This window comes from Pseudomonas sp. SJZ074 (assembly GCF_007828215.1).
Taxonomy (GTDB): domain Bacteria; phylum Pseudomonadota; class Gammaproteobacteria; order Pseudomonadales; family Pseudomonadaceae; genus Aquipseudomonas.
Window position 1 is genome coordinate 13,528 of the sequence record NZ_VIUE01000043.1, and the last position, 23,833, is coordinate 37,360.

Consider the following 23,833-nt stretch of genomic DNA (forward strand, 5'->3'; position numbering starts at 1 on the left):
CGATCATGAGCCAGGAGGCTTACAACACCAACGCATAAAACCGCGTATCAACCACCATCAAAGGAAAACCGGCTGGCAGATCCTGCTGTTCTATCAGCTCGAAGCCGTGCTTTTCATAGAAGCGATGGGCAGCTAGAAACCTCTCCGTGGTACCTAAATAAATCCGCTTTACGCCACGCGCTTTCGAGGCTTCAATCAGGAGTTCAAGCATCTGCTTGGCCACACCAAATTCCCGCCCTCGCCAAGGCGCTGCAACGAACATCTTGCGTAAAGCGACTTCGCCATTGCCAATGTCCTTCAGACCAATCGTTCCGATCACTGCACCCTGTCTCCGGGCTACCCAAAAGTCACCGGTGCCGGTCTGGTAGAACGACTGGATTTGCATCAAGTCTGGCTGATCCTCAGCTGAAATCGCAATTCCGAACTCCTCACGTTGGATAGGCACGATCAAAGCCATTACACCTTTCTCGTCGCCTGGCGCATACCGATCAATGCTGATGTCATTCATGGTCATAGCTCTCCAGTGTTCGATCAAAGCCCTAACAATGCCCGTTCCGTTATGTTTTGGCAAGAAGCGCGATAATCAGCTGCTGCTGAGCCTTGAATGAGCGTCCAGTCAACACCTTTCGAACCTCGGCACTAAGGGCGATGGCTCAGGAAGGCGTGTTTCCCGGACGGTTACGAAAAGCTGACGGCGCGGGTCAATGCTCCACACGTTTTGCCTGAACTTAGCCACTCGATAGAAGCATTGCCATCAAGCTGAGCAATGTACAGGTTCATTGCTGCATTCGACACATCGCGCATCCAAGTCGCTCTCGATTCAAGGAGCCTTCTTGCTTGACTTCGGCAGTAGCTTCGTTGCCTTCAACAACAGCGTCTCCGCTTCTTCGATCGCAGAATCTGCGCCTTCCGCCCAGGTTCAGTCTGACTCCTCACGAACGTTGTCTGTGCTGGATGTGTACTGGCTTTGAGTTGGATCAGTCTTGCGTCGGCAAAGCACGTACGGCCTCGACCTTGGACTTGGCCACTCGCGGCTCGTCAATGCCAGGTGCATTGCATAGGTTCCACTGCGGAGCTACTTGCCAATCCCAGTAAAAACCAAGCTTGCTCAGCGGCTCATCGGCGAAACTACCGCCAATGGAGCGCTCTGGCACAACGACAATTACCTGCTGCAAGCCCTGGTTATGCAGCTTATCCAGCGCGATAAACATCAGGGCGCGGGACTTACCTGATGCTGGGGGCGACTTGATCAGCAAGTACTGCTCGCCCCGCTTGGCATAGGCACGCTCCTGCATGGTACGCATGCCCAACTCATTAGCCTTGCTGGATGCTCCAGTGTGCGCTGTAGCAATGGATACCGACGGCACCGTGTAGCTGTTGGTCGGGTTGGTAGTGTTAGTCACTGTGATTCATCCTCCATGAGGGTGCCGTCGCCCGCTAGTTCACGTTCAATTTGTTCAATGCTGGGCAAGCTGGTTTGCAATTCGGCAGGCAGAGATTCGAGCAATTTGTATTCGGCAATGCCCATGGGCTGGGTCTTATCGCCCAGCGCATATTCGGCCACGATCTTGTTTTTGCTCTTGCAGAGCAAAAGGCCGATGGTGGGGCTGTCATGTTCACCTTTGACCTGGCGATCCACGGCCGTCATATAAAACCCAAGCTGCCCTAGGTGCTCGGGCTTGAACTTGCCGGCCTTGAGCTCGATCACCACATAGCTGCGCAGCTTAAGGTGGTAGAACAGCAAGTCGATGAAGAACTCGTCGCCACCTACATCCAGCAGTACCTGCCGCCCGACAAATGCAAAGCCTGCGCCCAGTTCCAATAGAAACTCGGTGACGTGTTTTACCAGTGCGTGTTCGATCTCTCGCTCCTGCGCCTCATCGCGCAAACAGAGGAAATCAAAGCGATACGGATCTTTCAGAGACTCGCGGGCCAGGTCGGACTGCGCCTTGGGCAAGCTGACATCGAAGTTAGTGACCGCTGTACCACTGCGCTCCAGCAGGCGAGTTTCTATATGGATGTTCAGCACATTGCGTGACCAGCCGTGTGCAATTGCGCTTTGAGCATAGGCTAGGCGCTGTTGTGGATCCTTCAGTCGGGTCAACAGCACCAAATTATGCCCCCAGGGCAATTGTCCAACAGCCTGTTGGACAATTGCGGCATCTTGCCAGGCCTCGGCGAAAGCACGCATATACATCAGGTTGGCGCGGGAAAATCCCTTCATATCAGGAAAGGCGGTGCGCAGGTCATGCGCCAGCCGCTCGATCACCTTGGCCCCCCAGCCTTGCTGTGCCTGACGGGTCAAAATATCATTGCCGATCTGCCAGTACAGCTGCACTAGTTCGCGGTTCACAGCTAGCGTGGCGCGCTGCTGGGCGCTGTGGATGCGGCTTTTGAGGTCGGCCAACCACTCGCCGTAGCCCTCGGGTGGGGTTGTCAGGCTAGTAGGAGTGTCGCTCATGCCATTTTCCCTCGTGTCTTTTTCGGTATGGCCTTCGCTGTATCTGCTGTCATCTTGGTGTAGAGGTCAAATAGCTTTTCCAGCCGTTCGGTGTCGTTTCTAAAACGGCGACCGATATAGATACGCTCCAGCACCTCATCGTTGCGCTCATGGGCACGGCGGAGGTCATCCGGCATGCTGTCTGGCTCGTACAAGTCGGCAATGGTGGCGGGAAAATGGGCTTCGCGGGCCAGCAGAATGTCCTCGGCGCAAGCAGTCAGATCGGCCTTGTTCTGTTCGGTGAGTAATGGAACTGGGAAGGTGTTCCAGCCCGAGAGTATTGGAGTAACGGTAGTCAGTTTTCATCTTCCCGCAGATGGTGGCAACCCAGACCAAATGCAGGCGGCTAGCAATGAGCCCCATGCACCAATGTGGGGCATCATAAAATGCGAATGCCTCTGTTACGATGGCTCCGCGTGGAAATAGAGACACGGGTAGATAATCGCGCTGCTCCGAAGATGTTTTTGCAACAATCATTACAACTTCATCGCCGGTCTGCCGAACCTCTCCGAATCTGTATGGTGCATCGCCAAGCTTTTTCGTTGCTGCTCGATCACTTGACTGACGTTTTTCTTGCACGCTCTCAAAACGGGTACGGAGCCAGAGATTGGCAGAAGCATCCTCGTAATCGGCTGGGCCCACCCAGATGCAACGACGCTCAATACCATTAATAAATTCTTTCGTGCCTAATGCCGGACGAATAAATTCCGGTTGTACTTCATGTTGCTTAATCGCTGACGTTCCATCATCAAAGCTCATCAATAGGTGGCCGCCATCGTTCGGCATGCTACCGAAGCTCATTTCTGCTAGACCACTTATTGGTGTTGAACTAGGCGCAACAATGACGTTCTTTGCAGGAATCAGGTAAGGGTTGATGTTTTCAACATCTTTTACGGTGAGCGTTCCTTCCTTCTCTGCAACAAACAGCCTCCGACTTTTACGGGCCTGATTTGAAAGACCCACAATAACGACCGTCACACCTGCATTTTTTGAAGCCAAATTTTTCCACTTGAACGAAGTGTGTGCGAACGCTATTTCGTACCCTTCCGCCAAGATCAGTGGCCACAAAACCGGAACCTGCTGACCTTGGCAGATAGAGTTAGTTGTCACGAGTGCCGTCGCAGTTTTTGTCTGTTTGCCGTATTCAACGGCCTTCATAAACCAACCAGCGACATAATCCAGCGTTCCAAATGTGCTAGTGCGCTTTTCAAAGACAAGCTTCAAGTCCGCTTTACGGCTTTCAGCTTCTTTTTTCAAACGCTCCTTTTGCTCGTTACTCGCGTCCTTTGGCGGCTTGACGTTTGAGCCAACGTACGGCGGATTGCCGCAAATGTATGTTTCGCCACCCTCGTTCTTGAAATCTATCTCCGCCTGATTCAGCGGCGTGCCAAATAAGTCATCGGCCACAACTTTGACGCCCGTGCCCGTAGGCGGGCAAATGCTCAACCAATCCAGCCGCAACGCATTGCCGCAAACAATCCAGTTTTGCGCATCCAGCGGCAAAAACTCAGCCAGAGCGTCCTGCTGACCACGATACAGCACGTCGCACTGAAACTCGGCAATGATCAGCGCCAGGCGGGCAATTTCTGCTGGAAAGTCGCGCAGCTCGATGCCGCGAAAATTAGTCAGTGGGATTTCCGATTTATTATTGGCTTCGCCTCGACGATTATTGATCTCTGCCTCGATCTCGCGCATCTGCTTGTAAGCGATGACTAGGAAGTTGCCTGAGCCGCAGGCCGGGTCGAATACGCGGATATGCGCCATGCGCTTGCGAAGGTTCAGCAGCTTGGATTTGTTGTCACCGGCCGCGTCCAGTTGCAAACGTAGATCATCCAAAAACAGTGGATTCAAAACCTTGAGGATGTTGGGTACGCTGGTGTAGTGCATGCCCAATGCACCGCGCTCTTCATCATCGGCCACCGCCTGGATCATGCTGCCAAAGATATCCGGATTAATTTTTTGCCAGTTCAGGTTGCCAGCGTGCAGCAGGTAAGTGCGCGCCATTCGCGTGAAGCGTGGTACTTCAGTGCTACCAGAGAACAGCCCGCCATTCACATAAGGGAAGGTGTTGGCCCAACTGGGCAGGCGCGGCTGAGCAGTGACGCGCTCGACCTGCTTGACGTTCATGGCTCGGAAGATTTCCGACAGCACCTGGTTGGTGTTAGATCCGTCACGCTCGCTCCAGCGTTCTACAGTACGTGTGAACACGCTATCGCCATCAAAAATATCAGTGTCTTCGGCAAAGAAGCAGAAAATCAGCCGTGCCATAAAGTGGTTCATGTCATGGCGGCGTTCAGCTTTAGCCCAGTCTGGGTTTTCATTCAGCAGCTCGACGTACAACTTGTTTAGGCGGCTAGTGGCGCGCACGTCGATGGGATTGTCCTTGATCTCCTTGATGGTGGAGATACCGGCCAGCGACAGCAGGAAACCAAAGTGGTTGGGAAGGTCTGGATAGTCGCAGGTGATGGTTTCGCCCGTGATTAGCTCTTCGGCCTCCAGCGTTTGCCCGTCGGTGGCAAGGATGAACTTGGCTTTGGCTTTTGTGGTGGCAGAGCTGCTACGTAGAGCCTTCAGCGTTTCACCCACGGTGCCGAACTCGCATGTAGCGATATGAATGTTGCTACGCAGTAGCACCCCACCAGGTACGTCCGAAGCGTTGTTGTTACCGGCACGCAGACGTTTGAGCGCGGTTTCCTTGTTACCAAATGCGGCCAAAAAAGTGAACGGAAACTCCGCTGCGTCAAAAGGCTCAAGGGCTAGATCCGATATGGCGGACTCAATTTCTACTGCATTCATGGTTTACCACTGTCCAGATCGCGTATGCATGGGTACGGCGAATTTAGCCGTTAATTTGTGGATGATGACTAGACCGCTTGAGGCGCTTTAACCTTCGTGCCCATCACAGCTCGACATGATAACTCCGATAGCCTCCATAAGGCCGTGTTACGTGCGACGACAACGGAGCTGCTGAAACTGTGAAGGACGCATTGCAGCAAGGAAAATAGGCGCAACAGGCGGTATCAACGATAGCGATTAAATAAACCAGCCTACGCGAGTAGAGGCCCCTAGCCGCCGTAAGGTCGCGACCAACATTAGCGATTAAATGATTCATATCCAAAAAATGTGTGCATTTCGAATAACGCTCGGAGGCATCCTCCGATGTCTCCCCTGCAGGGGCAAGCTGTGCATCAATCTAATGCAGATGTGCAGGTACCTCTTCCGGCCATGCCTTGGGAAGGGAGATTACGTGATGGCCCCTTTCACCTTAGGAAAGACACGCGAATTCGGTGTCAAACGGTTGATCGCTTTGATTCCAGTCCCATTGTGCTTGCCGGGAAAATTATCGAGCCCATAGCTGATAGCTCTTCGCTTCGAACTCTCGGCCAGAAAAAAGGCCTTGCCATGCAAGACCTTTTTTCTTCTCTCGGGCACGTGCGGCCCTTGTTATCTCACCTCAACAATATCCAAAGCCCGATTCGCCAACAACTCACTCAGCTCAATCACCTGCTGAATCCCCAACGCCACATGCCGTCGTGAACCCTCTAGATTGGATGCCAGGTCTCCGATCATTGCGTTCGCCGAAGCGAGGTTTTCACTGAGGATGGCAAGCAAGCATTCGGAATCCACGTCAGAAGCGATAGATGGTGTTGGGGTTGTCGGACGTTTCTTTCTTCGGCTTGGGATTCAGGTAGTAATCCAAGGTCCGCGTCGCGGCATCATCAAACTTTTTGTTACGGGCCGATTGGACGCGGGAGATAGTTTCATCTGTTTCTGGGGGGCGGTGTAATTTTGACCACGGTAAAGCTCCTAGAGTCTGTTGGAGCTACCACCATCCGCTGCGAAACGAAGTTAGGGCGGCAGCTGTACGCGGGTTCGCAGACCGGGACTCTAGGGACCGGCAGACCCGAAGGTCTCCCACGCACAGCCACCTCTGACGAAAATCACAGACATGGGCGATCTGCTTTCGAAGGTGACGTTGTGCGCCTATAGAGTCCGGGCTGCGAAACCCGATCACTGATGAGCAGTGACTAGATTCAAACTACCGGCGCTGGCCTGGGCGCACAAGCCGGCGGATTCTGGCGTAGTTGTAGGCAATGACGCAAGACAGCGTCAACTAATCCTAGGATTCAAGCGCCGCGATAAACAAACCATTCCTTCACCCCCAACCTATTCACCTAAATCACCCGAGGCTGAGTCAGTTTCCAATCGCTTTAACGATTGGTGACGCTCACAGTGATAACCTGCGCGCTCTTCTACAAATGACATTGGATCAATAATGAAAAGCTGTCTGAGGACGCTCGGAACCAGCCTCGCTAACAGCACGGTGATCCCCGCCGCCTGGTTATCTGGCCTTACCACGACAGCACTCGTATGGGGCGTGATTGCGTATTGGCCCGATAAGCTTTCCGTCTTAGGACACCAGCTCTTCCTGGCTTCTGTTTCTATTTTTTGCCTTTCCGTATGGCATTTGATCCGGCGCAAGAGACGAGCAAAAGCACTCGTAGCATCCATCAACCTGAAAGAAGGTTTAAGCCTTGACGATACTCAGCTGCTCGGTTTTCCAAGCCCCCTGTTTGTTGTCTTTGACCCCTCCAGCAAGAAACTCGCTCAATGCCAAAGCGCCACCGGCGATTATCAAATTCGAGACTTCACGTGGGTCACAGGCTGGCACTTTGAGTGGCAACAGATTGACCACAGGGTGTCGGGCGGGGTTCTTCGAATAGTCGATGGGGCAGGCATGAGCATTCCAGCCGACGAGATTCGGCGTAGATTCATAAGATTCTCACTGGTTTTGACGGCTGCCGATACAGGTCATCCTCCCTTCCGTTTCCCAATGAACCGGAGCGCAGTTGAAGGGTGGTGTACCCGGTGTAATGTGCTTTTCAGCTGCTAGATACAAAGCCACAACGCACCTCCTACTCCAGTCTCTCAAAGCCCAGTTCATACACGAGTGCACTCGGTATCATTTCGGGACTCTCGGATACGAAAAAGGCCTTGCTCAGCAAGACCTTTTTTACGCCAAGAGAGCAAGGAACGCCCTGCCCTACCTCACCTCAACAATATCCAAAGCCCGATTCGCCAACAGCTCGCTCAACTCAATCACCTGCAAAATCCCCAACGCCACATGCCGCCTTGACCCATCCAGGTCAAACGCCAGATCACTAATCATGGCATTCGCCGAAGCCAGGTTCTCACTGAGGTTCGCAAGCAGACACTCAGAATCAACATCAGGCGCGATAAGAAACAGCGGGTGAGCGTTGTCGGACGTTTCTTTTTCAGGTGTGGGCTTCAGGTAGAAGTCCAAAGCTCGCGCAGCAGCATCGTCGAGTTTTTTGTTTCGGGCCGATTGGGCGCGGGAGACGGTTTCGTCTGTCGATGGAGGGTTCGGAGTAACTTTTGCCATTGTCTTGCTTCCTGTAGTTGGAGCCATCACCCGCTCGCGACTAAACGATGGGAGGCAGCTGTACGCAGGTTAGTCGACCGGGGAAACAAGAAACCGGCGCGTCCGAGGACGCCCTGCGCACAGCCACCATCGAGTGCAGGATGGGAATCCTGACTGGATGACGCCTTGCACAACCTGTTTCACCCTGGGCGACTAAACCCGATCACTGATGAGCAGTGACAGGACTCAAACTACCGACGCGACCCAAGGCGCACAAGCCGGCGGATTCTGGCGTAGTTGTAGGCAATGGCGCAAGGCGGTGCCGGCAAGCGGAAGGGGCTTGTCGGAGTCCCACAACGAAGATTAAACAAGTACGAAAATCTGGAGCGCTACTGCTGGGAGCAGCGCTTATGACGATCAACCTTAGAGCTTGAAGTCCTTACCATCACGAATAACGTGTCGCTGTTTTTCGATTTTTGCGACACGTTCCTCGCTCATGTCGCTGGTGACGACATGAGCGCGGAACGTGTCGTCGAAATGTGGTTTTGGCGACATGACAGGCTTCTTGGTCGATTTGGTAGAAATTCGGAAAATACCGATTTTCATCGCGGGCAAGCCTTGCTCCCACAGAGGCAGCTCTCACAGGCAGCTTTCATAGCCAGCTTTCATGGTGCCTGCCACCACTGAGTTTGCTTCTGCAGAGCCGGCATCATAGGCGGTTGGCTTGAGTATGATGGTGGGCTTGATGGCATCATCGCGAGCAGGCTCACTCCCATAGGGGTATGCGGTGGCTGTGTGGTTTGTGCAAAAAAGCGTCGGGCAGGTGACCAAGCCTGCCCGATGCCAACGACTTGATGAATCAACCTAGCGTATTCAGGCACACCACCTTCGGCTGGGTCATTTCTTCATACGCAAACCGCACCCCTTCCCGTCCCAAGCTGCCGTATTTGGAGCCGCCAAACGGCATGGCGTCGAAGCGGAAGTCGGAGGAGTCGTTGATCATCACCCCGCCGGCTTCGATTCGCCGTGCAGCGCTCATCGCAGTGGCCAGGTCATTGGTGAAGATCCCGGCGTGCAGGCTGTACTCAGGTTCGTTGGCCAATTCCACCGCTTCATCAAACGTCTCGAACGGCTGCAATACCACCACCGGGGCGAAGACTTCGTTGCGCCACAGGCGGCTGGTGTGGTTGACGTTTTCCAGGACGGTGGCGGCGTAGCAGGCGCCTTGGCGTTGATGGCCGCAGAGTAAGGTGGCGCCTTCTTGCAGGGCTTCGTTGACCACGTTTTCGGCGTTTTGCGCGGCTTGAGGGGTGATCATCGGGCCGATGTCGGTGTCGGCCAGCAGGGGGTTGCCCACCACCAGCGCTTGGGCCTGGTTGACGAAGCGTTCGCGGAAGGCTGCGTAGATCGGCGCCTGGATCAGCAGGCGTTGGGCGCCGATGCAGTTTTGGCCGGCGGCCCAGAAGGCGCCGGAGAGGCAGCTATCGATGGCGGCGTCGAGGTCGCAGTCGGCCATGATGATGACGGGGGCGTTGCCGCCCAGGTCCATGGCGAGTTTTTTCAGGCCGGCGGTGCGGGCGATTTGTTCACCGGTGACGAAGCCGCCGGTGAAGGAGATCATTCGCACTTCGCGGGCGGCGACCAGGGCTTTGCCCAGTTCGGCGCCGCCGGTGGCAACGGTGACCGCGGTTTCGGGCAGGCCGACGCTGACCAGGTACGAGACCAATTTGAGCGCCGACAGCGGCGTCAGCTCGGACGGTTTGAGGATCACCCCGTTGCCGCCAGCGATGGCCGGGCCGAGTTTGTGGGCCACCAGGTTGAGCGGGTCGTTGTAGGGGGTGATGGCGACGATCAGGCCAAGGGGTTCGCGTGTGAACCAGCCCTGGCGCGATTCGGCGCCGTCGTAGGCATCGAACGGCACCACTTCACCGGCGTTGCGCCGGGCTTCTTCGGCGGAGAGCTTTAGGGTGTTGATGCAGCGTTTGACTTCTTTTTCCGCCTGCTTGAGGGTCTTGCCGGCTTCGTCGACAATCAGCCGGGCGAAGATCCGGGCGTCGCGTTGGATGTTCGCGGCGGCGTGTTCGAGGATGCTGGCGCGGCGATGCCGGGGCAGCGCGGCGCAGGCTTGGGCGCCGCTGCGAGCGGTCGCCAGCAGTTGCGGCACTTGCGTGGCGCAGACATCCGCCACACTGCCGACAACGCTGCCGTCAAAGGGGTTGAGGACGTCGATTTGCGGTTCCGCCACCGCCAAGGCCAGACGAGATACGTTCATGGTGGTCTCCTAGTTGCGCGCGGCAGATTGGTGGATGGCGATGATGTCCGACAGCAGGGCGAACGCGGTTTCCGTGCGCCCTGCTCCAGGGCCGGACACGGTCACGGCGCCGAGCAGCTCGCTGGTGAACGACACGGCGTTGGTGGCGCCACTGATGCCGGCAAGTGGATGCTCGTGACTCAGCAGGCGCGGTTCGACGCTGGCGCTGATGGAGCCGTTGGCGTGGCGGCTGGCGGCGCCGATGAGTTTCCAGCGGGCGCCGTCCTGGCGGGCTTTTTCGATGTCGGCCAGGCTCAGTGAGGAGATGCCGTTGCACGAAACGTCGGCGACGGTGAGCTTGGCGTCCAGCAGTTCGTTGGCGAGGATCACCACTTTCAGGCGCACGTCGTACCCTTCGACATCCGCCGTCGGATCGGCTTCGGCATAGCCCAGCGCTTGGGCTTTGCTGACCGCTTCGGCAAAGCCCAGGCCGCCTTCCATGCAGGTGAGGACGAAGTTGGAGGTGCCGTTGAGGATGCCTTCGAAGCCGACAATCCCGCTGCCGGCCATCGCCTGTTTGGCAACACGAATCACCGGTGTGCCGCTCATCACCGAGCCTTCGTATTCAAAGGCGACGTTGTTGCGACGGGCCAGAGCCTTGAGTTCGGCGCCGTGCAGGGCGATCGGGCCTTTGTTGGTGGTGACCACGTGTTTGCCGCGCTCCAGCGCCCAGCGGCAGAACGAGGTGGCGGGCTCGCCGTCCACCGGATTGGTGAAGGTGGCCTCGGCGATGATGTCCGCGCCGCTGTCCTTGATCACGGCTTCGTTGAGGGCTTCGGCGGAACCGCCCGGCCACTGCGCGAAGGCGCCTTTGGTGGCGGGCAGTTGGGCAAGCAGCGCGGCATCGAGGCCTTCGCGGCCCATGACCGAGCCGAGGAACAAGTCGGTCACGCCGACGATTTTCAGGGTGAAGCCCAGCTCGGTTTTCCACTGCTGGTTACGCTCGGCAATCAGTTGCGCCAATGCCCGGTTCACACCGCCGAAGCCGACCAGCGCCAGTTTGTATTCAGTCATTTTTGTTGTGTCCCTTGATCCGGGTGATGGGTTGTTGGAATCAAGGTTAGGGCCGGGGCCAGGGCAGTGAAATAGGCCAATTTGCTCTATTTTTTGGGCGTTTTGACCAAGGGCTGGGCAGGGTGGTGAGTGTGGGGAAAAGCCAATGGAAGTTGGCTTTGTGGCTCAGGTTGACGCAGGGCATTTGGGACAGGATCGCTACCCCCCAGCCAACACAAACCCTCTGTGGGAGCGAGCCTGCTCGCGATGGCGTCAGGTCAGTCAACATTAAAGTCGGCTGTTCTAGCGCTATCGCGAGCAGGCTCGCTCCCACAGAGGGTTATGTGTTGGGGTTCAGATTACTGATGACAGTACGAACGAGGTGACGGTGTTCTCCACCCCCGGCAATGCCGAAATCTCTTTCCAGACCTTATGCACCCGCTCCGGGCTCGCGGCGCCTACGCGTAGCATCAGGTCGAACTCGCCGCTCATCACATCGCACTGCTGCACTTCCGGCATGGCTTGCAGGGCCTGTAATACGTCGGCGCCGCGCATGCGGTCGTAGCGGTAGACGAAGATCACTGCGTTGATGTTCGACGAGGCATGAGCGCCCTCGCCGGTGCGGACGGTGTAGCCCTGGATCGCGCCGTCGCGTTCGAGCCGTTCGATGCGTTGGCGCACAGCGTTGCGTGAGAGATTGACCTTGGCCGCTAGCTCGGCGTGGGCGGCGCGGGCGTTGAGGCGCAGTTCGGCGATGATGCGTTCGTCGAGGGGGTCGAGGATGCGCTTCACGGGGGCTCCTTACAGTGCGTCGAGCAACTGATGGATCGTGTCGAGTGCGTCCGGCTGGATGCGATGGATCTGCGCCGGGCCATGGGCCGAAACCGGAAGTGGTTGAACCGCAACATTGATCCCCAACTCACCCAGCAACGCCGCCGATTTGACCGGCGAAATTTCCCCCAGCGTCACCATCGGCGCCACCAGGCTGCGCCGGTACAAACGCGCCGCGAGCACGCCCGTGGCGGTGTGCGGATCAATGACATAACCGGTGTCGCGATACAGCGAAGTGATCTCCTCCAACGTCTGCTGATCCGTGACCGCGTAGGAGTCGATGATCATCCGCGCCTGCAACCAGAACTCGTTGGCGATGGTCATTTCGCCGCTGGTTTCGAAACGGTCCATCAGCGCGCTCACCGCCTGGTCGTCATGCCCATAGAGCTCCCAGAGAAAGCGTTCCAGGTTGGAGAAGATCGACAGGTCCATGGCCGGTGACAGGGTCTTGTTGGCGCGCAATCGAGAGTAGTGGTTCTTCAAAAACAGTTGATGCAGCGCGTCGTTCTGGTTGGTCGCGACAATCATCTGAGTGATCGGCAAGCCCATTTTCTGCGCAATGTAGCCGGCATAAACCTCGGCAAAACTCGCCGCTGGCACGCTGAAGCCAATCGGCCGCTGACCGCCGCCCAGTTGCAGCACGGCGTGGAAGTAGAACACCAGTTGCGCCAGCACACCGATCCAGTTGCTGGAGTTGAAGCTGATCGCCTCGTGCTGCGCCCACGGCCACTGGCGGAACAGGCGGCTGACGAGGGTCTGGCAGTCGTCAAAACTACCATTGACCGCAAATTGATGAACCCGCGGATGCGCCATCGCTTGCAGCTGTTGAAGCTGGTGTTGCGGTACGCCGGCCTCCGGGTAAATCACCACCACCGCAACTTCGTCGCAGTGCTTGAACGCTTCGATGGCCGCCAACCCGGTGTCGCCGTTGGTGGCACCGATCACTACGGCGCGTTGGCCGTTTTTGCGCAGAAAGTACTGCACCAATCGAGCCTGGAGCTGGGCGGCGAAGTCCTTCGAGGAGCGGGTCGGGCCGTGGAACAGTTCCAGCACCCATTCGTTGCGGTCCACTTGATGCAGCGGCGCCAGGGAGCGATGGCTGAACTGGCTGCCCGCTTCCTTGAGCATGCGTTTGAGGTCCGCCTCGGGAATCGCCTCGCCCACAAACGGACTCATCACTCGATAAGCCAGTTCGTCATAGGACAAGGTCGACCAATTGGCAATCTCCTGGGGTTCGAACAGCGGCAGCTCCAGCGGCACGAACAATCCGCCGTCCGGGGCGACTCCCGATAACACGACCTTTTCGAAATCGACCTGCACGGCCGAGTTTCGGGTACTTACATAGCGCATGGTTGGCTCCGGCCATTCATTTGAAACGATGTGCCTGCTCGACCAGCCAGGTGGCGAACATGACGGCGTCGGGGTGCTGCTCGGTCCCGGAGCCGCGTACCAGGTAGAACGACTCGCTGGCTTCGATACGTTGGCTGAAAGGTTCGATCAAGCGTCCATCCTCAAGCATGTCAGCGACCATCGACGACCGGGCCAGAGCGATCCCCTGCCCCAGTTCGGCCATGCGTAAGGTGCAGACCAGCGTGTCGAACTGCATGCCCGTCGACGAGTCGACGTTGTCGGCACCGACCATGTTCAGCCAGTAGCCCCAGCCTTCTTCATACCCCAGTACATGCAGCAGCGGATGCTTCGCCACGTCCGCCGGCTGCTTCAGCGGTGAACGCGCCATCAGCGCTGGCGAGCAGACGGGGAACAAGGTGTCCCAGGTCAGTCGCTGCGACACCAGGCCGGACCACTGACCATGGCCCCAGCGAATTTCCAGGTCGTCCTCGCCATCCAGCTCCTTGACCCAGATGTTGCTGATGTAGCGGATGTCGACCTGGGGATGGGCTTGGCGAAAATCCACCAGTTTCGGTGCCAGCCAGTGCACGAAGAATGCGAGGCTGCCGCGGACCTTGATCGGCCGCCGCTTGTGCTGGCCGAAAATCTCGTTGGTGCCCACCGCCAGCCGGGTGATCGCGTCCTGCACCACCGGCAGGTAGGACTGGCCTTCCTCGGTCAGCCCCAAACCACGGGGCAGGCGCTTGAACAGCGCCACCCCCAGGTGACTTTCCAGTTGGCGGATCTGCTGGCTCACCGCGCCTTGCGTCAGGCACAACTCCTCGGCAGCGTGGGTGAAGTTCAGGCAACGGGCCGACACTTCGAATGCCCGCAGCCAGTTCAAAGGGGGTAATGGTTTCTGCTTCATGATCCGGTTCTCGTCTACGCCCCTTTCCCCCGAGCACGCCGGCTAGATAGCGTCGGACGGCTGTGCCAACGGGTTCAGCAGCAAGCGTTGCTCGCGGCCTTTGCGGGTAATGAAGTACACGAAATAGCACCAGGCGATGAATGGCAAGCCAAAGTACAACGCCACTCGTTGTTCCGGGTCGAATGCAATCCCGACACACGCCAGCCCGCAGGATGCCAACGCCCCCAGCGGAATCCACGGATAGCCGCGTACGCGGAACTTGAGCTGGCGGACATCACCGCCGTTGGCGACGTAGTGGCGGCGGAAAGCGATCTGGCTCGCGGCAATGCTCATCCACACGACGACCACGGCCAGGCCGGAGATCGACACCAGCGCCAGGTAAATGGTGTCGGCGGCAAACACGCTGCTGAGCAACGAAGCGGCGCCGCCGGCCATGCTGACGATAATCGCGTTGAGCGGCGTGCCCATGCGGGTCAGGGCCGAGAACTGCTTGGGCAGGTGCCCTTGGTCGCTCAGGGTCCAGAGCATCCGCGAGGCGGCGTACAAGCCGGAATTGGCCGCCGACAGCAAGGCGCTGATGATCACGAAGTTCATGATGTCGGCGGAGTACGGGATGCCAATGTAGGTGAACACGGTGACGAAGGGGCTTTCTACGATCCCGGCCTGCTCGCGCGGCAGCAGGGTCGAGAGGACGAAGATGGTGCCGACGAAGAAGATCGCCAGGCGCAGCACGGTGGTGCGAATGGCCCGCGGCACGTTGCGTTGCGGATCCTTGGTTTCACCGGCGGCGATGCCGATCAGTTCGGTGCCGGAGAAGGCAAACGAAACCGCCAGCAGCGTCATGGCAATCGGCATGAAGCCCGTGGGGAAAAGCCCTTCGCGGGTGAAGTTGCTCAAGCCGATGCTGTGGGCCTGATCGATGTGCAGCAGGCCGAGAATCGCGCCGCCGCCAATCAGCAGGAACGCGATCACGGTCGCGACTTTGACCAGAGACAACCAGAACTCGGTTTCAGCGAACAATCGCACCGAGACCACGTTGCTCAGGAACACCACCCCGGCGAACAACGCGCTCCAGATCCACACCGGCGTATCGGGAAACCAGCGCGCCATCAGGATACCGGCGGCAGTGAATTCAGAACCGATGGCCACGGTCCAGGTCAGCCAGTACAACCAGGCCACGGTGTAGCCGGTGCCTGGGCCGAGAAAGCGTGTGGCGTAGGTGCTGAACGAACCGGTTTCCGGCATCTGCACCGCCAGTTCACCCAGGCACATCATCACCATGTACACCATCAAGGCGCCGATGATGTAGGCGATCACCGCACCCAACGGGCCGGCCTGGTTCACCGTGTAGCCGGACGTGAGGAAAAGCCCGGTGCCGATCACGCCACCCAATGCCAGCATGACGATATGGCGTGTTTGCATTTCCTGCTTGAAGCCGACCTGCGTACTGAGTTGTTCTTGTTTTATGGACATGGTTGTTCTCATGAAAGTCGTGAGGATACGCCCCGACCTCTGCGCTGAGTGACCGCACAGAGGCAACACGGGTCGTCATCCGGTTTTATTATTTTCCTATTCATGAACACCCCAGTGACCGCCTTGTCGCTGGGGTCTGACGCTGACATTTCAACGGGTGGTTTCGGTGCACACTTCAAGGAGTGAGGCGTGCGTATTCGTTTGCGTCCGCTGTTCCCGCGACGCCCGGACATAGGCGAACGCCTGCTTCAAATCGTCGAGCAAATCGTCGGTGTCCTCGATGCCCACCGAGACCCGCACCAGCCCCTCGGAGATGCCCAGGGCCAGCCGTTCCTCCAGGGTGTTTTCGACATGGCTGGTGGTGCGCGCCGGGCCATAGATGGTTTCCACCGCACCCAGGTTGCCCGCGCAGTGGGCGAAGCGCAGACGGGGCAAGAGCGCTGTGACGGTGTCCATGCCTCCGACCAGGACGAAGCTGACGATGGCGCCAAAGCCAGCCATTTGCGCGCACGCCACGGCGTGGTTCGGGTGGCTGGACAGGCCGGGATAATTGACCGATTCCACCAGCGGTTCGGTGCACAGGAACTCCGCCAGGGCACGCGCGCTGGCTTGCTGCTGACGCATGCGCAGCACCAGGGTTTTCATGCCACGAATGATCATGAAGGCCGAGAATGGGTCCAGTGCCGCACCGTTGATTTCCCGATAATGCCGCACCTTGGCCATCAGGGATTCGCGGCCACAGACCAGGCCACCGAGCACATCGCCGTGGCCGCTGAGGAATTTGGTCGCGCTGTGGATGACCACGTCCACGCCCAATGCCAGGGGGTTCTGATTGAGCGGCGTGGCGAAGGTATTGTCCGCCACCACCATGGCGCCGACTCGCTTGGCCGCTGCTACCAGACGCTGGATATCGAGTATCTTCAGGGTCGGGTTGGTCGGGGTTTCCAGGTACACCACCTGGCAGCCCTTGGCGATTTCCCGTTCGATCTCATCGTGATCGACGGTCTCGCACAAGGTCGCTTCCACCCCCATGCGTGGCAGGAACTCTTCGAAAATCTTGTTGGTGCCGCCGTAGCTGTCCTTGGTGGACACCACCCGATCGCCCTGGGCCAGGAAGGTGTAGAGCACACTGCTGATCGCCGCCATGCCGGTGCTGAACGCCACGGCGGACTCGGCCATTTCCAGTTCACGGATCTTGGCTTCGAGGGTCTCGACGGTGGGATTGCTCATGCGGCTGTAGATAAAGCCCGGCGCCTTGCCCAACGCGACGTCATACCAGGCGTCGATGTCGTCGTAGCCGTAGGCGGCGCTGACCACGATGGGGGTTTGCGTGGCGTTGTAGGGATGCCTGACTTGCTCGCCACCCCAGACCGCCCGGGTTCCCGCTCCTGCGTTATCAAGCCCTGCGCTGTCAGGTTTGTTATTCATTGAGGCTACTCGCACTTAGGGGGGTGAACACTGAGTCACTCAGCGGATCTGGCAGCCAATATAGGGAAAAGAAAACCACCCGAGAAACGATGTTATCGGTGCCAAAGGTCTGCTTTTTTTAATGGCTGGGTGCGAAGATGCGGCGGGAAGTCGATGCTTTAATCATGGAGAGGGAGCCTTGCCTATGACTGACAAATCCGAACTGAACGCCACCCAACACCAGCACATTGCCCCCACGGCGCGAATCGCCTCAAGCGCTGTGCTGGATGGCAATGTGTCCATCGGTGCCGGTACCGTCGTGGGGCACGGCGCGGTACTCATCGCGGAGGGCGGCGCTTTGGTGATCGGGGAAAACTGTATCGTCATGGAGAATGCGGTCATCCGCAGCACTTCCCACGATGACTGTCGGATCGGCAATCACGTGATGGTGGGGCCGCACTGTCATCTGACCGGTTGCCGGATTGACGATGAGGTGTTTGTCGCCACCGGTGCGTCCGTTTTCAACGGCGCTCGCATCGGCAAAGGCGCGGAGATCCGCATCAACGGGGTGGTGCACATCAGGACCGTGGTAGAGCCAGGCGCGACGGTGCCAATCGGCTGGGTCGCCGTGGGTGACCCGGCGCAGTACTTTCCTCCGGACCAGCATGAGCAGATCTGGAACGTGCAGAAGGATCTGGATTTCCCCCGATACGTTTTTGGCGTCGACCGCGAGAGCGAGGGGGCCGTCCGGCAAATGATGGAACGTTACGCACGCTTCTTGCGTGAGCGCAGCGATTCCACGAAAGGTTGACTCTGCTTGGTCTGCAGGACCTTTGGCGTTGAGGACGAACACCTCGCTGAACAGGCAGGCAACTGACCGACAGTGAAGCATTTGGTGGCGAGTTGACGATCAGCTACCCGGGCGAATAACTACCTTCCCCCGAGCATGCCCAGTGGCGACCTTTTCCAACGCCGCCCGGGTTTCCGCCAGCGTGAAGGTTGAGTCAATGACGATCTGCAACTGCCCCGCACTGAACTGCCGAATCGCTTCCGGAAGGAAAGGCACCGCGCTGGCAAAGAAAACGAACTCACCCGCGTGACCGTCCCGGCCTTCGATATTGAACTCCACCAGGGTCGAGATGCGTCCGCCTGGGCGCAGCACTTGCCAGGATTCCTCCAGCGTTTCGCCGCCCAAGGTGTCGAGCACCAGGTCGATTTCGCCCACGCTGCCCAGGGTCTGGGTTCGGTAGTCGATGACTTCATCGGCGCCCAGGCTTTTCAGCAGTTCGAGGTTTTTTGCGGAGGCCGTTGCGATCACATGGCAACCGGCGAGGCGGGCCAGTTGGATCGCCATGCTGCCGACGCCGCCGGCGCCAGCATGGATCAGCACACGTTGGCCGCGCTGCAACTTGCCGATGTCGAAAAGCGCCTGGGTGGCGGTGCCATATGCGGTCGGCAATGCGGCGGCCTGTTCGAAACTCATCTGCGTGGGAATGACGCAGAGCTCGGAGGCGGCGATGACCATATGGGTGGCGAACGCACCACCCTGCGAGGGGGAGGTTCGGCCGACCACCCGGTCTCCGGCCTTGAGGTCGCTTACCTGCTCGCCGACGGACTCAATCACGCCGCTGAAATCGGTCCCTGGCGCATAGGGGAATGCCACCGGGAAGATCGGCTGCATGTAACCGGCGAGGATCTTGACGTCCAGCGGGTTGACGCTGGCGGCCTCGATGCGCACGACCACATCGTTGGCTTGTGGCTGTGGCAATCTCGCTTCGCCCTCGACGACGACATCCGGGCCGCCGAACTCATTAATCAAAGCGCTCTTCATGGAAACCTCCTTTCAGGCCTGAGCAGGGAACTGGCCGAGTTGGGCGAACAGGGCAAACCAGTCTTCCATGTGCCACGTTGTGCTCAGCTTCGCGTCACGGAACGTGTGGAATTCATGAATGCGGAAACTGACGTGCTTGCCAGTGGCGGCGATGCCGAAGAACTCGCCCGCATGGGTACCGGTGATTTCGGCACGCACGCCCATTTTCCCGGGCTCCTGGACCATGTCGTGGACGACGATCCGCACATCGGGAAACGCCTGGACGAAGCTGCGAATGATCGCCTTGATGCCTTCCGGGCCAGGCGCCTGGCCGGGTGCCAGCGGGATGTCATCCCAGCCACGGGTAAGTACTTCGTCAACGAGGTCTGGCTGTTTGTCGCTGAACGCACGGTAGAAGGTTTCGACAGCCAGGCGCTCGGCATGCAGCTGTTCTGCAAGGAGAGTGGTTGAAGAGGTCATTGGGGTTCTCGCCATTGAAGTGGGGTGGTAGCGAGAGTTTGGGATTGAGGGCTATGATCCGTCTAACAAATAGCCTATATGAATGATTATTTGATTTATGGATTTTCATGGAATTGATCTGAACTTGCTGGTGGCCTTCGACGCGCTGATGACGGAACGCAATGTCACCCGCGCGGCGGCTCGGGTGGGGGTCAGCCAGCCGGCGATGAGCGCCGCGTTGGCGCGGCTGCGAACGCTGCTCGGCGACGCGTTATTTGCCCGCAGTGCCGAGGGGCTCCTGCCCACGCCCCGGGCTCGGGATCTGGCGGTGCCGATCGCCCAGGCTCTGCAACAGCTTCAAGTCGCCTTGGTGGAGCGGCCCGAGTTCAAGCCCGGGAAGGCTTCGCTGGTGTTCAAACTCGGCCTCTCCGATTACCCGGCCTATGTGCTCCTGCCGGCGCTGTTGCAAGCACTCGCAGAACAGGCGCCGGGGGTTTCGGTGAATGTGTATGCATTCAACGATCGAGACCATGCGGTCGACATGCTGGATAGCGGCCTGATCGACGCGGCAGTGGGCGTGCCGCCGACACAGGCGGCGGCGCGGATATTGAGCCGGACCGTGCTCACCGATGAATTCGTCACCATCGTCGCCCATGACCATCCAGTCGCCCGTCGTGCCTTGACCTTGAAGACCTATCTGGAACTGCGCCATGTGCTGGTCTCGCCTGAAGGAGACTTGCACGGTCTGGTGGATCACGCCCTTGCTCAACAGGGCAAACAGCGCGAACTGGCCCTGACATTGCCGCAAATGTTCGCAGTGCCCTCGCTCATCGCCCGCACCCAGTTGACCGCCACGGTGATGAAACGGGTGGCGATGGGCGCGGCGGGCAGCAACAAGCTGGTGATGTTTCCACCGCCGGTGACGTTGCCTCGGATGGCGTTCGACCTGATCTGGCATCGGCGCAGCGAGTCTCATCCGGCGCAGCAGTGGTTCAGGGGATTGATAGCGGATGTTGCTGGGCGGGTTTGATGATTTTCCCCGTTGGCGGTCTTTCAATGCACACAAACAAACCTGTGGGAGCGGGCTTGCTCGCGAATGCAGTGGGTCAGTCGCTATCTATTTTGACTGGTCTGGCGCCATCGCGAGCAAGCTCGCTCCCACAGTGTTCCGGGACTGACCGCTGGATGAGTGTTCACCGCAATCCCTTGTTGGAGCGAGCCTGCTCGCGATGGCGGTGGGTCAGTTACTGCGATTTTTTACTCTCAGCCCATCCCAATCAAACCGATGACTTCTGATGTTACGCTTTGGCTCAAGCCAACCTGACTTTCTTTAACGTATTTTTTAAAGCAGCTGCCAGTTCGTCCCAATCTTTGGCTATCTCGCTATAGACGGGAACCTCCCAGTTGCATTCAGCAATTAGCGACACTCTAAAAAAACCGGACTCACAAAACTCGGGATACCATCCTATATCGATTATTTGCTCGAAAGGAAAGGATGCTTGAAATAGATCCTCTTTCAAATCATCTATTATCTCTGCCACGCCTACCGATTGATCAAGATGAGAAATATCATCAAAAGCTATTACGCCACCAAGAGCCTTTATTTCATGAAGATCCATAAGTTATTTTTTCTTCTTGATCAATTTTCTAAATGACTCTTCCGAAATCGGATGCCCATGGATTGTATTTGCGCTTAGCTCAACTCTCATATATCTCGTTTCCTTTCCGTCGTTTGCGCCAATCGTTCGCCCCATGTCCATTACCTTCCACGGCTTTCCGTTGTTTACGTCCTGCCCATTCGCAAAGGCCAGACGCTCAAGAGCCTCTATATCAGTGTCAGGAAGATACTTGGCTGCTCCTCCATTTGCTGTGGATTTAACTACAGATGACCATGGTGCCTTTGGCGCAACATGCTTGTTTCCGTGCCTCGTCCATTGAACATCAGGAGCGCTTGGCGTGCCTTCATTTACACTTGTTTTTTGTTCAGGCGCTTCGACGCCCCGTCCGGGGTTGCATTTGTTTCCTTCCGGACAATCCACCAACCCCAACGGATCCACCCACCCCGTCGGGTTCAGGGTGTACCGGTACCCATTGAGCCCACCCGCCAGTTTGCTCGGGTCAGGCGTCAGGTAGCGGCCCGTTTCCGGATTGTAGTAGCGGTGCCGGTTGTAGTGCAGGCCGCTTTCCAAGTCATGGTATTGGCCTTGGAAGCGCAGCGGTTGTTCCAATTGTTCGCCGCCGCCGTGCTCGATCGCACGGACCTTGCCGTAGCCGTGGTAGCGCGCCGACCAGACGATCTGGCCGCCGTACTTGGTCAGTTCCTGGGGGGCCCAGGTGGTCGAGGTGTTACTTCGGATGGCGTTCGATCTGATCTGGCACCGGCGCGGCGAGTCTCATCCGGCGCAGTAGTGGTTCAGGGAATTGATAGTGGATAGCTGGGCGGGTTTGATTTTGCATTTGATGTTGTGGGTGTCTGATCTATAGCTATCGCGAGGCTGCTCGCGATAGCTATAGATCAGTCGACAGAAAACTAAAGCTTAGTTCGGTACGCGTTCAGGAAAGACTCCTCACCCTCACTCCGCATCCATGAGCTTTCTGAATTTTGCAAAAGTGGCTACCGCTTGCTGTTCGCCAGAAACTAAATTTTCATAGAAATTCTCATCAAGCGCCCACTCTGAAAAAACTAACTGAGTTCGGCTATCATTAATACCTGCGCATTTATAGTTGAGCTGCCAATAAGCTGACAGGTGCCTGTCCGCAATCTCAAAGAAATCTGCTGCGTAAGCCAGAGGATACTCATCGTATTCTTCGTCACATAGGTAAAACCAAGGGCAACCATCTCTCAGCTCTATACCGTAAACCACATATTCCTTATCTATTTCCAGGTTTAGTTCACCATCCGGCATCGACACGTACCGCCTAACCCGCATACTTGCATCTGGCGCCAAGTTTTTATCATTTATATTATTTGTTCGGCATATCACTTTCATTACTCAACAACTCCTGGCGGTACGGATGGGTCATTTCCCCATGGCTTCACGTCATGAACGCTATGCTTCTTAAATTTAAAATCAAGAAGCTTTCCTGTATTCGGATCACGGACATAATGCACCACGGAATCGTTCCTATTATTCGACTTTACCTTTAGCTCCCATTTTTCCATCCCTTTAAGTGTTGGGTCTTTAAGGTCTTTTATGATCAAAAAACCATAACCTTTCTTGGCGCTGTCTAGCGTCATTTGATCCTGAAGGCTTTTAGGATCCCGACTCCATTTGTCTTGTTTTGATGAGACTGGCAGCCGCGGCCCACCCTCATCCACCAGAGCCTTACCCGCCGGATCCTGTTCCCTAACCACCGTTGTCGATTGGGGTGGTGCATCTGAGGTCGGACGCGTGTGGAGGGCTGGATGCGAGCCAGTTGGCGGAACTGGCTTCGCAGGCTAAGCATCATGCCAAGGAGGTGCCGGGGGGGGAGTTTGTATTTGGTGGAGGCTGAGCCTATTGAACCAATGGGGGCATAGGTTGAAGCTCAACCAATGGGATTGATCTTACGAGCTATTCTGCAAGCGATATGACATAGCCAGGCTTCACTCGTTTCCCAGACAGTCCAATAACTGTAGTAACAACTCAGCTCACTTAGCAGATACTCCTTCATCTCACATTCGGCTTTTCTTTGCTTAAGTAGAACGTCAAGCTCCTGCAGAACTATTTTTAGAATTTCCAAGTCAGACTCTGAAAGGAATGCATCTAGCGCTTGTTCAGCGGTTTGATACTCGACTGGCCAATCTTGATGAAAATAAGCCCCAAAAAAATCATGCAGTTCTGGAAATTGTTGATTCATACTTCCGGAAATCCTGTTATCAAAAAGTATCCTGCTGGCTGTTGTTTATCTTTTTTCAAGACGAGTAATACTTTGTGTGCTGGCAGGTAGTCGGTACGGCCATTTATCAGACTGACTCCAACTGGGTGAGCAAAGACATGAGTCACTGTCGTCTTGTCTTTTTTACCCGCCAAGAATTTTTCGATTTTCTCCTGATTGGCTGCTAGCGTTCTAGCTGCTGATAGCTCAGCTGTAGTTCGGTCCGGAAACGTTGAGGCGGCGGGAACATTTGGCTCCTTCTCTATCCTTTGGGCTAATTGCGCATCCGTCCTACCAATATGTTTCTCAATCAAATGCCCACCGCGAGCCTCATGCGCCGCTAAGCCGCCTCCCGGCACGATCTCGCTAAACGGCCCGTCAGCCTCGATATCGCCAGGACAGTTACAAGCCAACCCCAACGGATCCACCCACCCCGTCGGGTTCAGGGTGTACCGGTACCCATTGAGCCCACCCGCCAGTTTGCTCGGGTCAGGCGTCAGGTAGCGGCCCGTTTCCGGATTGTAGTAGCGGTGCCGGTTGTAGTGCAGGCC

At 57.1% G+C, this 23,833-nt stretch carries 22 protein-coding genes and 3 pseudogenes; 3 read left to right on the forward strand and 22 right to left on the reverse strand.

All coding sequences use genetic code 11. The annotated features are described in order from the left end of the window. Nucleotides 1–19: 19 nt before the first annotated feature. The 5 genes and pseudogenes from FBX99_RS27220 to FBX99_RS29345 form a co-directional block, all read right to left on the reverse strand. Nucleotides 20–514 (reverse strand): GNAT family N-acetyltransferase, encoded by a 495-nt coding sequence (locus FBX99_RS27220; RefSeq protein ID WP_144929823.1) that lies wholly within the window; start codon nucleotides 512–514, stop codon nucleotides 20–22. 502 nt (nucleotides 515–1,016) lie between these two features. After that, nucleotides 1,017–1,403: pseudogene (locus tag FBX99_RS27225) on the reverse strand (DEAD/DEAH box helicase family protein); the annotation flags it as partial. Continuing rightward, nucleotides 1,400–2,461 (reverse strand): YhcG family protein, encoded by a 1,062-nt coding sequence (locus FBX99_RS27230; RefSeq protein WP_144929822.1) that lies wholly within the window; start codon nucleotides 2,459–2,461, stop codon nucleotides 1,400–1,402. The pseudogene FBX99_RS27225 and the gene FBX99_RS27230, both read right to left, overlap by 4 nt. Further along, nucleotides 2,458–5,296 (reverse strand): annotated as a pseudogene (locus FBX99_RS27235) (class I SAM-dependent DNA methyltransferase). The gene FBX99_RS27230 and the pseudogene FBX99_RS27235 overlap by 4 nt, the downstream one beginning before the upstream one ends. Before the next feature lie 648 nt (nucleotides 5,297–5,944). Further along, nucleotides 5,945–6,127: a DUF6124 family protein gene (locus tag FBX99_RS29345; protein ID WP_256662541.1), complete on the reverse strand. Its 183-nt coding sequence runs from the start codon at nucleotides 6,125–6,127 to the stop codon at nucleotides 5,945–5,947. Between the two features lie 649 nt (nucleotides 6,128–6,776). Between FBX99_RS29345 and FBX99_RS27245 the strand changes: the two genes are divergently transcribed. Then, nucleotides 6,777–7,394 (forward strand): hypothetical protein, encoded by a 618-nt coding sequence (locus tag FBX99_RS27245; RefSeq protein WP_145133538.1) that lies wholly within the window; start codon nucleotides 6,777–6,779, stop codon nucleotides 7,392–7,394. 150 nt (nucleotides 7,395–7,544) lie between these two features. Here the strand turns inward: FBX99_RS27245 and FBX99_RS27250 are convergent, their stop codons facing one another. From FBX99_RS27250 to FBX99_RS27290, 9 genes are all read right to left on the reverse strand, one after another. Further along, nucleotides 7,545–7,904 (reverse strand): DUF6124 family protein, encoded by a 360-nt coding sequence (locus FBX99_RS27250; protein ID WP_145133540.1) that lies wholly within the window; start codon nucleotides 7,902–7,904, stop codon nucleotides 7,545–7,547. A gap of 402 nt (nucleotides 7,905–8,306) precedes the next feature. Then, nucleotides 8,307–8,489: a hypothetical protein gene (locus FBX99_RS27255; RefSeq protein WP_144929819.1), complete on the reverse strand. Its 183-nt coding sequence runs from the start codon at nucleotides 8,487–8,489 to the stop codon at nucleotides 8,307–8,309. 253 nt (nucleotides 8,490–8,742) lie between these two features. Continuing rightward, nucleotides 8,743–10,155 carry an aldehyde dehydrogenase family protein gene (locus FBX99_RS27260; protein ID WP_145133542.1) on the reverse strand — a complete coding sequence of 471 codons (1,413 nt, stop codon included), beginning with the start codon at nucleotides 10,153–10,155 and terminating at the stop codon, nucleotides 8,743–8,745. A gap of 9 nt (nucleotides 10,156–10,164) precedes the next feature. After that, nucleotides 10,165–11,208: a homoserine dehydrogenase gene (locus FBX99_RS27265; protein WP_144929817.1), complete on the reverse strand. Its 1,044-nt coding sequence runs from the start codon at nucleotides 11,206–11,208 to the stop codon at nucleotides 10,165–10,167. Between the two features lie 333 nt (nucleotides 11,209–11,541). Next, entirely contained in the window at nucleotides 11,542–11,979 is a 438-nt protein-coding gene (locus FBX99_RS27270) for an Lrp/AsnC family transcriptional regulator (RefSeq protein WP_144929816.1), read from the reverse strand. A gap of 9 nt (nucleotides 11,980–11,988) precedes the next feature. Beyond that, the gene (thrC, locus tag FBX99_RS27275; protein WP_144929815.1) at nucleotides 11,989–13,368 is read right to left on the reverse strand and encodes a threonine synthase; all 1,380 of its coding nucleotides are present in this window, start codon (nucleotides 13,366–13,368) and stop codon (nucleotides 11,989–11,991) included. 16 nt (nucleotides 13,369–13,384) lie between these two features. After that, on the reverse strand, nucleotides 13,385–14,275 hold the full coding sequence (locus FBX99_RS27280) for a LysR substrate-binding domain-containing protein (protein WP_144929814.1): 891 nt from the start codon (nucleotides 14,273–14,275) through the stop codon (nucleotides 13,385–13,387). A gap of 42 nt (nucleotides 14,276–14,317) precedes the next feature. After that, nucleotides 14,318–15,748: an amino acid permease gene (locus FBX99_RS27285; RefSeq protein WP_144929813.1), complete on the reverse strand. Its 1,431-nt coding sequence runs from the start codon at nucleotides 15,746–15,748 to the stop codon at nucleotides 14,318–14,320. A 150-nt stretch (nucleotides 15,749–15,898) separates the two neighbouring features. Continuing rightward, nucleotides 15,899–17,176, reverse strand: coding sequence for a cystathionine gamma-synthase family protein (locus tag FBX99_RS27290; RefSeq protein WP_144929812.1), 1,278 nt, complete (start codon nucleotides 17,174–17,176; stop codon nucleotides 15,899–15,901). Nucleotides 17,177–17,360: 184 nt separating this feature from the next. Between FBX99_RS27290 and FBX99_RS27295 the strand changes: the two genes are divergently transcribed. Next, nucleotides 17,361–17,966 (forward strand): gamma carbonic anhydrase family protein, encoded by a 606-nt coding sequence (locus FBX99_RS27295; protein WP_144929811.1) that lies wholly within the window; start codon nucleotides 17,361–17,363, stop codon nucleotides 17,964–17,966. 99 nt (nucleotides 17,967–18,065) lie between these two features. Here FBX99_RS27295 and FBX99_RS27300 read toward each other — a convergent pair whose 3' ends face one another. Together FBX99_RS27300 and FBX99_RS27305 are read right to left on the reverse strand one after the other, a co-directional pair. Further along, nucleotides 18,066–18,986, reverse strand: coding sequence for an NADP-dependent oxidoreductase (locus FBX99_RS27300; RefSeq protein ID WP_145133544.1), 921 nt, complete (start codon nucleotides 18,984–18,986; stop codon nucleotides 18,066–18,068). Nucleotides 18,987–18,998: 12 nt separating this feature from the next. Then, nucleotides 18,999–19,445, reverse strand: coding sequence for an ester cyclase (locus FBX99_RS27305; RefSeq protein ID WP_144929809.1), 447 nt, complete (start codon nucleotides 19,443–19,445; stop codon nucleotides 18,999–19,001). Between the two features lie 97 nt (nucleotides 19,446–19,542). Here FBX99_RS27305 and FBX99_RS27310 point away from each other — a divergent pair, with 97 nt between their 5' ends. Then, nucleotides 19,543–20,454: a LysR family transcriptional regulator gene (locus FBX99_RS27310; protein ID WP_145133546.1), complete on the forward strand. Its 912-nt coding sequence runs from the start codon at nucleotides 19,543–19,545 to the stop codon at nucleotides 20,452–20,454. A gap of 280 nt (nucleotides 20,455–20,734) precedes the next feature. Here FBX99_RS27310 and FBX99_RS27320 read toward each other — a convergent pair whose 3' ends face one another. The 6 genes and pseudogenes from FBX99_RS27320 to FBX99_RS27345 all read right to left on the reverse strand — a co-directional run. Further along, nucleotides 20,735–21,043, reverse strand: a complete 309-nt coding sequence (locus FBX99_RS27320; protein WP_144929806.1) for a hypothetical protein — start codon at nucleotides 21,041–21,043, stop codon at nucleotides 20,735–20,737. 3 nt (nucleotides 21,044–21,046) lie between these two features. Then, nucleotides 21,047–21,770: pseudogene (locus tag FBX99_RS29410) on the reverse strand (RHS repeat domain-containing protein); the annotation flags it as partial. Nucleotides 21,771–21,997: 227 nt separating this feature from the next. Further along, complete coding sequence (locus FBX99_RS27330; RefSeq protein ID WP_145133548.1) at nucleotides 21,998–22,414, reverse strand: hypothetical protein; 417 nt, start codon at nucleotides 22,412–22,414, stop codon at nucleotides 21,998–22,000. Beyond that, nucleotides 22,414–22,662, reverse strand: coding sequence for a hypothetical protein (locus tag FBX99_RS27335; RefSeq protein ID WP_145133550.1), 249 nt, complete (start codon nucleotides 22,660–22,662; stop codon nucleotides 22,414–22,416). The genes FBX99_RS27330 and FBX99_RS27335 overlap by 1 nt, the downstream gene beginning before the upstream one ends. 290 nt (nucleotides 22,663–22,952) lie before the next feature. Next, the gene (locus FBX99_RS27340; protein ID WP_144929803.1) at nucleotides 22,953–23,264 is read right to left on the reverse strand and encodes a contact-dependent growth inhibition system immunity protein; all 312 of its coding nucleotides are present in this window, start codon (nucleotides 23,262–23,264) and stop codon (nucleotides 22,953–22,955) included. After that, the coding region (locus tag FBX99_RS27345; RefSeq protein ID WP_145133552.1) for an RNase A-like domain-containing protein at nucleotides 23,261–23,833 on the reverse strand (573 nt) is incomplete at its 5' end. The genes FBX99_RS27345 and FBX99_RS27340, both read right to left, overlap by 4 nt.

Bases quoted from the DNA above. Each gene is read 5' to 3' on its own strand.
- FBX99_RS27220 (WP_144929823.1), bottom strand. From the start codon at position 514: ATGACCATGAATGACATCAGCATTGATCGGTATGCGCCAGGCGACGAG.
- FBX99_RS27230 (WP_144929822.1), bottom strand. From the start codon at position 2,461: ATGAGCGACACTCCTACTAGCCTGACAACCCCACCCGAGGGCTACGGC.
- FBX99_RS27245 (WP_145133538.1), top strand. From the start codon at position 6,777: ATGAAAAGCTGTCTGAGGACGCTCGGAACCAGCCTCGCTAACAGCACG.
- FBX99_RS27250 (WP_145133540.1), bottom strand. From the start codon at position 7,904: ATGGCAAAAGTTACTCCGAACCCTCCATCGACAGACGAAACCGTCTCC.
- FBX99_RS27255 (WP_144929819.1), bottom strand. From the start codon at position 8,489: ATGAAAATCGGTATTTTCCGAATTTCTACCAAATCGACCAAGAAGCCT.
- FBX99_RS27260 (WP_145133542.1), bottom strand. From the start codon at position 10,155: ATGAACGTATCTCGTCTGGCCTTGGCGGTGGCGGAACCGCAAATCGAC.
- FBX99_RS27265 (WP_144929817.1), bottom strand. From the start codon at position 11,208: ATGACTGAATACAAACTGGCGCTGGTCGGCTTCGGCGGTGTGAACCGG.
- thrC (WP_144929815.1), bottom strand. From the start codon at position 13,368: ATGCGCTATGTAAGTACCCGAAACTCGGCCGTGCAGGTCGATTTCGAA.
- FBX99_RS27280 (WP_144929814.1), bottom strand. From the start codon at position 14,275: ATGAAGCAGAAACCATTACCCCCTTTGAACTGGCTGCGGGCATTCGAA.
- FBX99_RS27285 (WP_144929813.1), bottom strand. From the start codon at position 15,748: ATGTCCATAAAACAAGAACAACTCAGTACGCAGGTCGGCTTCAAGCAG.
- FBX99_RS27290 (WP_144929812.1), bottom strand. From the start codon at position 17,176: ATGAATAACAAACCTGACAGCGCAGGGCTTGATAACGCAGGAGCGGGA.
- FBX99_RS27295 (WP_144929811.1), top strand. From the start codon at position 17,361: ATGACTGACAAATCCGAACTGAACGCCACCCAACACCAGCACATTGCC.
- FBX99_RS27300 (WP_145133544.1), bottom strand. From the start codon at position 18,986: ATGAAGAGCGCTTTGATTAATGAGTTCGGCGGCCCGGATGTCGTCGTC.
- FBX99_RS27305 (WP_144929809.1), bottom strand. From the start codon at position 19,445: ATGACCTCTTCAACCACTCTCCTTGCAGAACAGCTGCATGCCGAGCGC.
- FBX99_RS27310 (WP_145133546.1), top strand. From the start codon at position 19,543: ATGGATTTTCATGGAATTGATCTGAACTTGCTGGTGGCCTTCGACGCG.
- FBX99_RS27320 (WP_144929806.1), bottom strand. From the start codon at position 21,043: ATGGATCTTCATGAAATAAAGGCTCTTGGTGGCGTAATAGCTTTTGAT.
- FBX99_RS27330 (WP_145133548.1), bottom strand. From the start codon at position 22,414: ATGAAAGTGATATGCCGAACAAATAATATAAATGATAAAAACTTGGCG.
- FBX99_RS27335 (WP_145133550.1), bottom strand. From the start codon at position 22,662: ATGACGCTAGACAGCGCCAAGAAAGGTTATGGTTTTTTGATCATAAAA.
- FBX99_RS27340 (WP_144929803.1), bottom strand. From the start codon at position 23,264: ATGAATCAACAATTTCCAGAACTGCATGATTTTTTTGGGGCTTATTTT.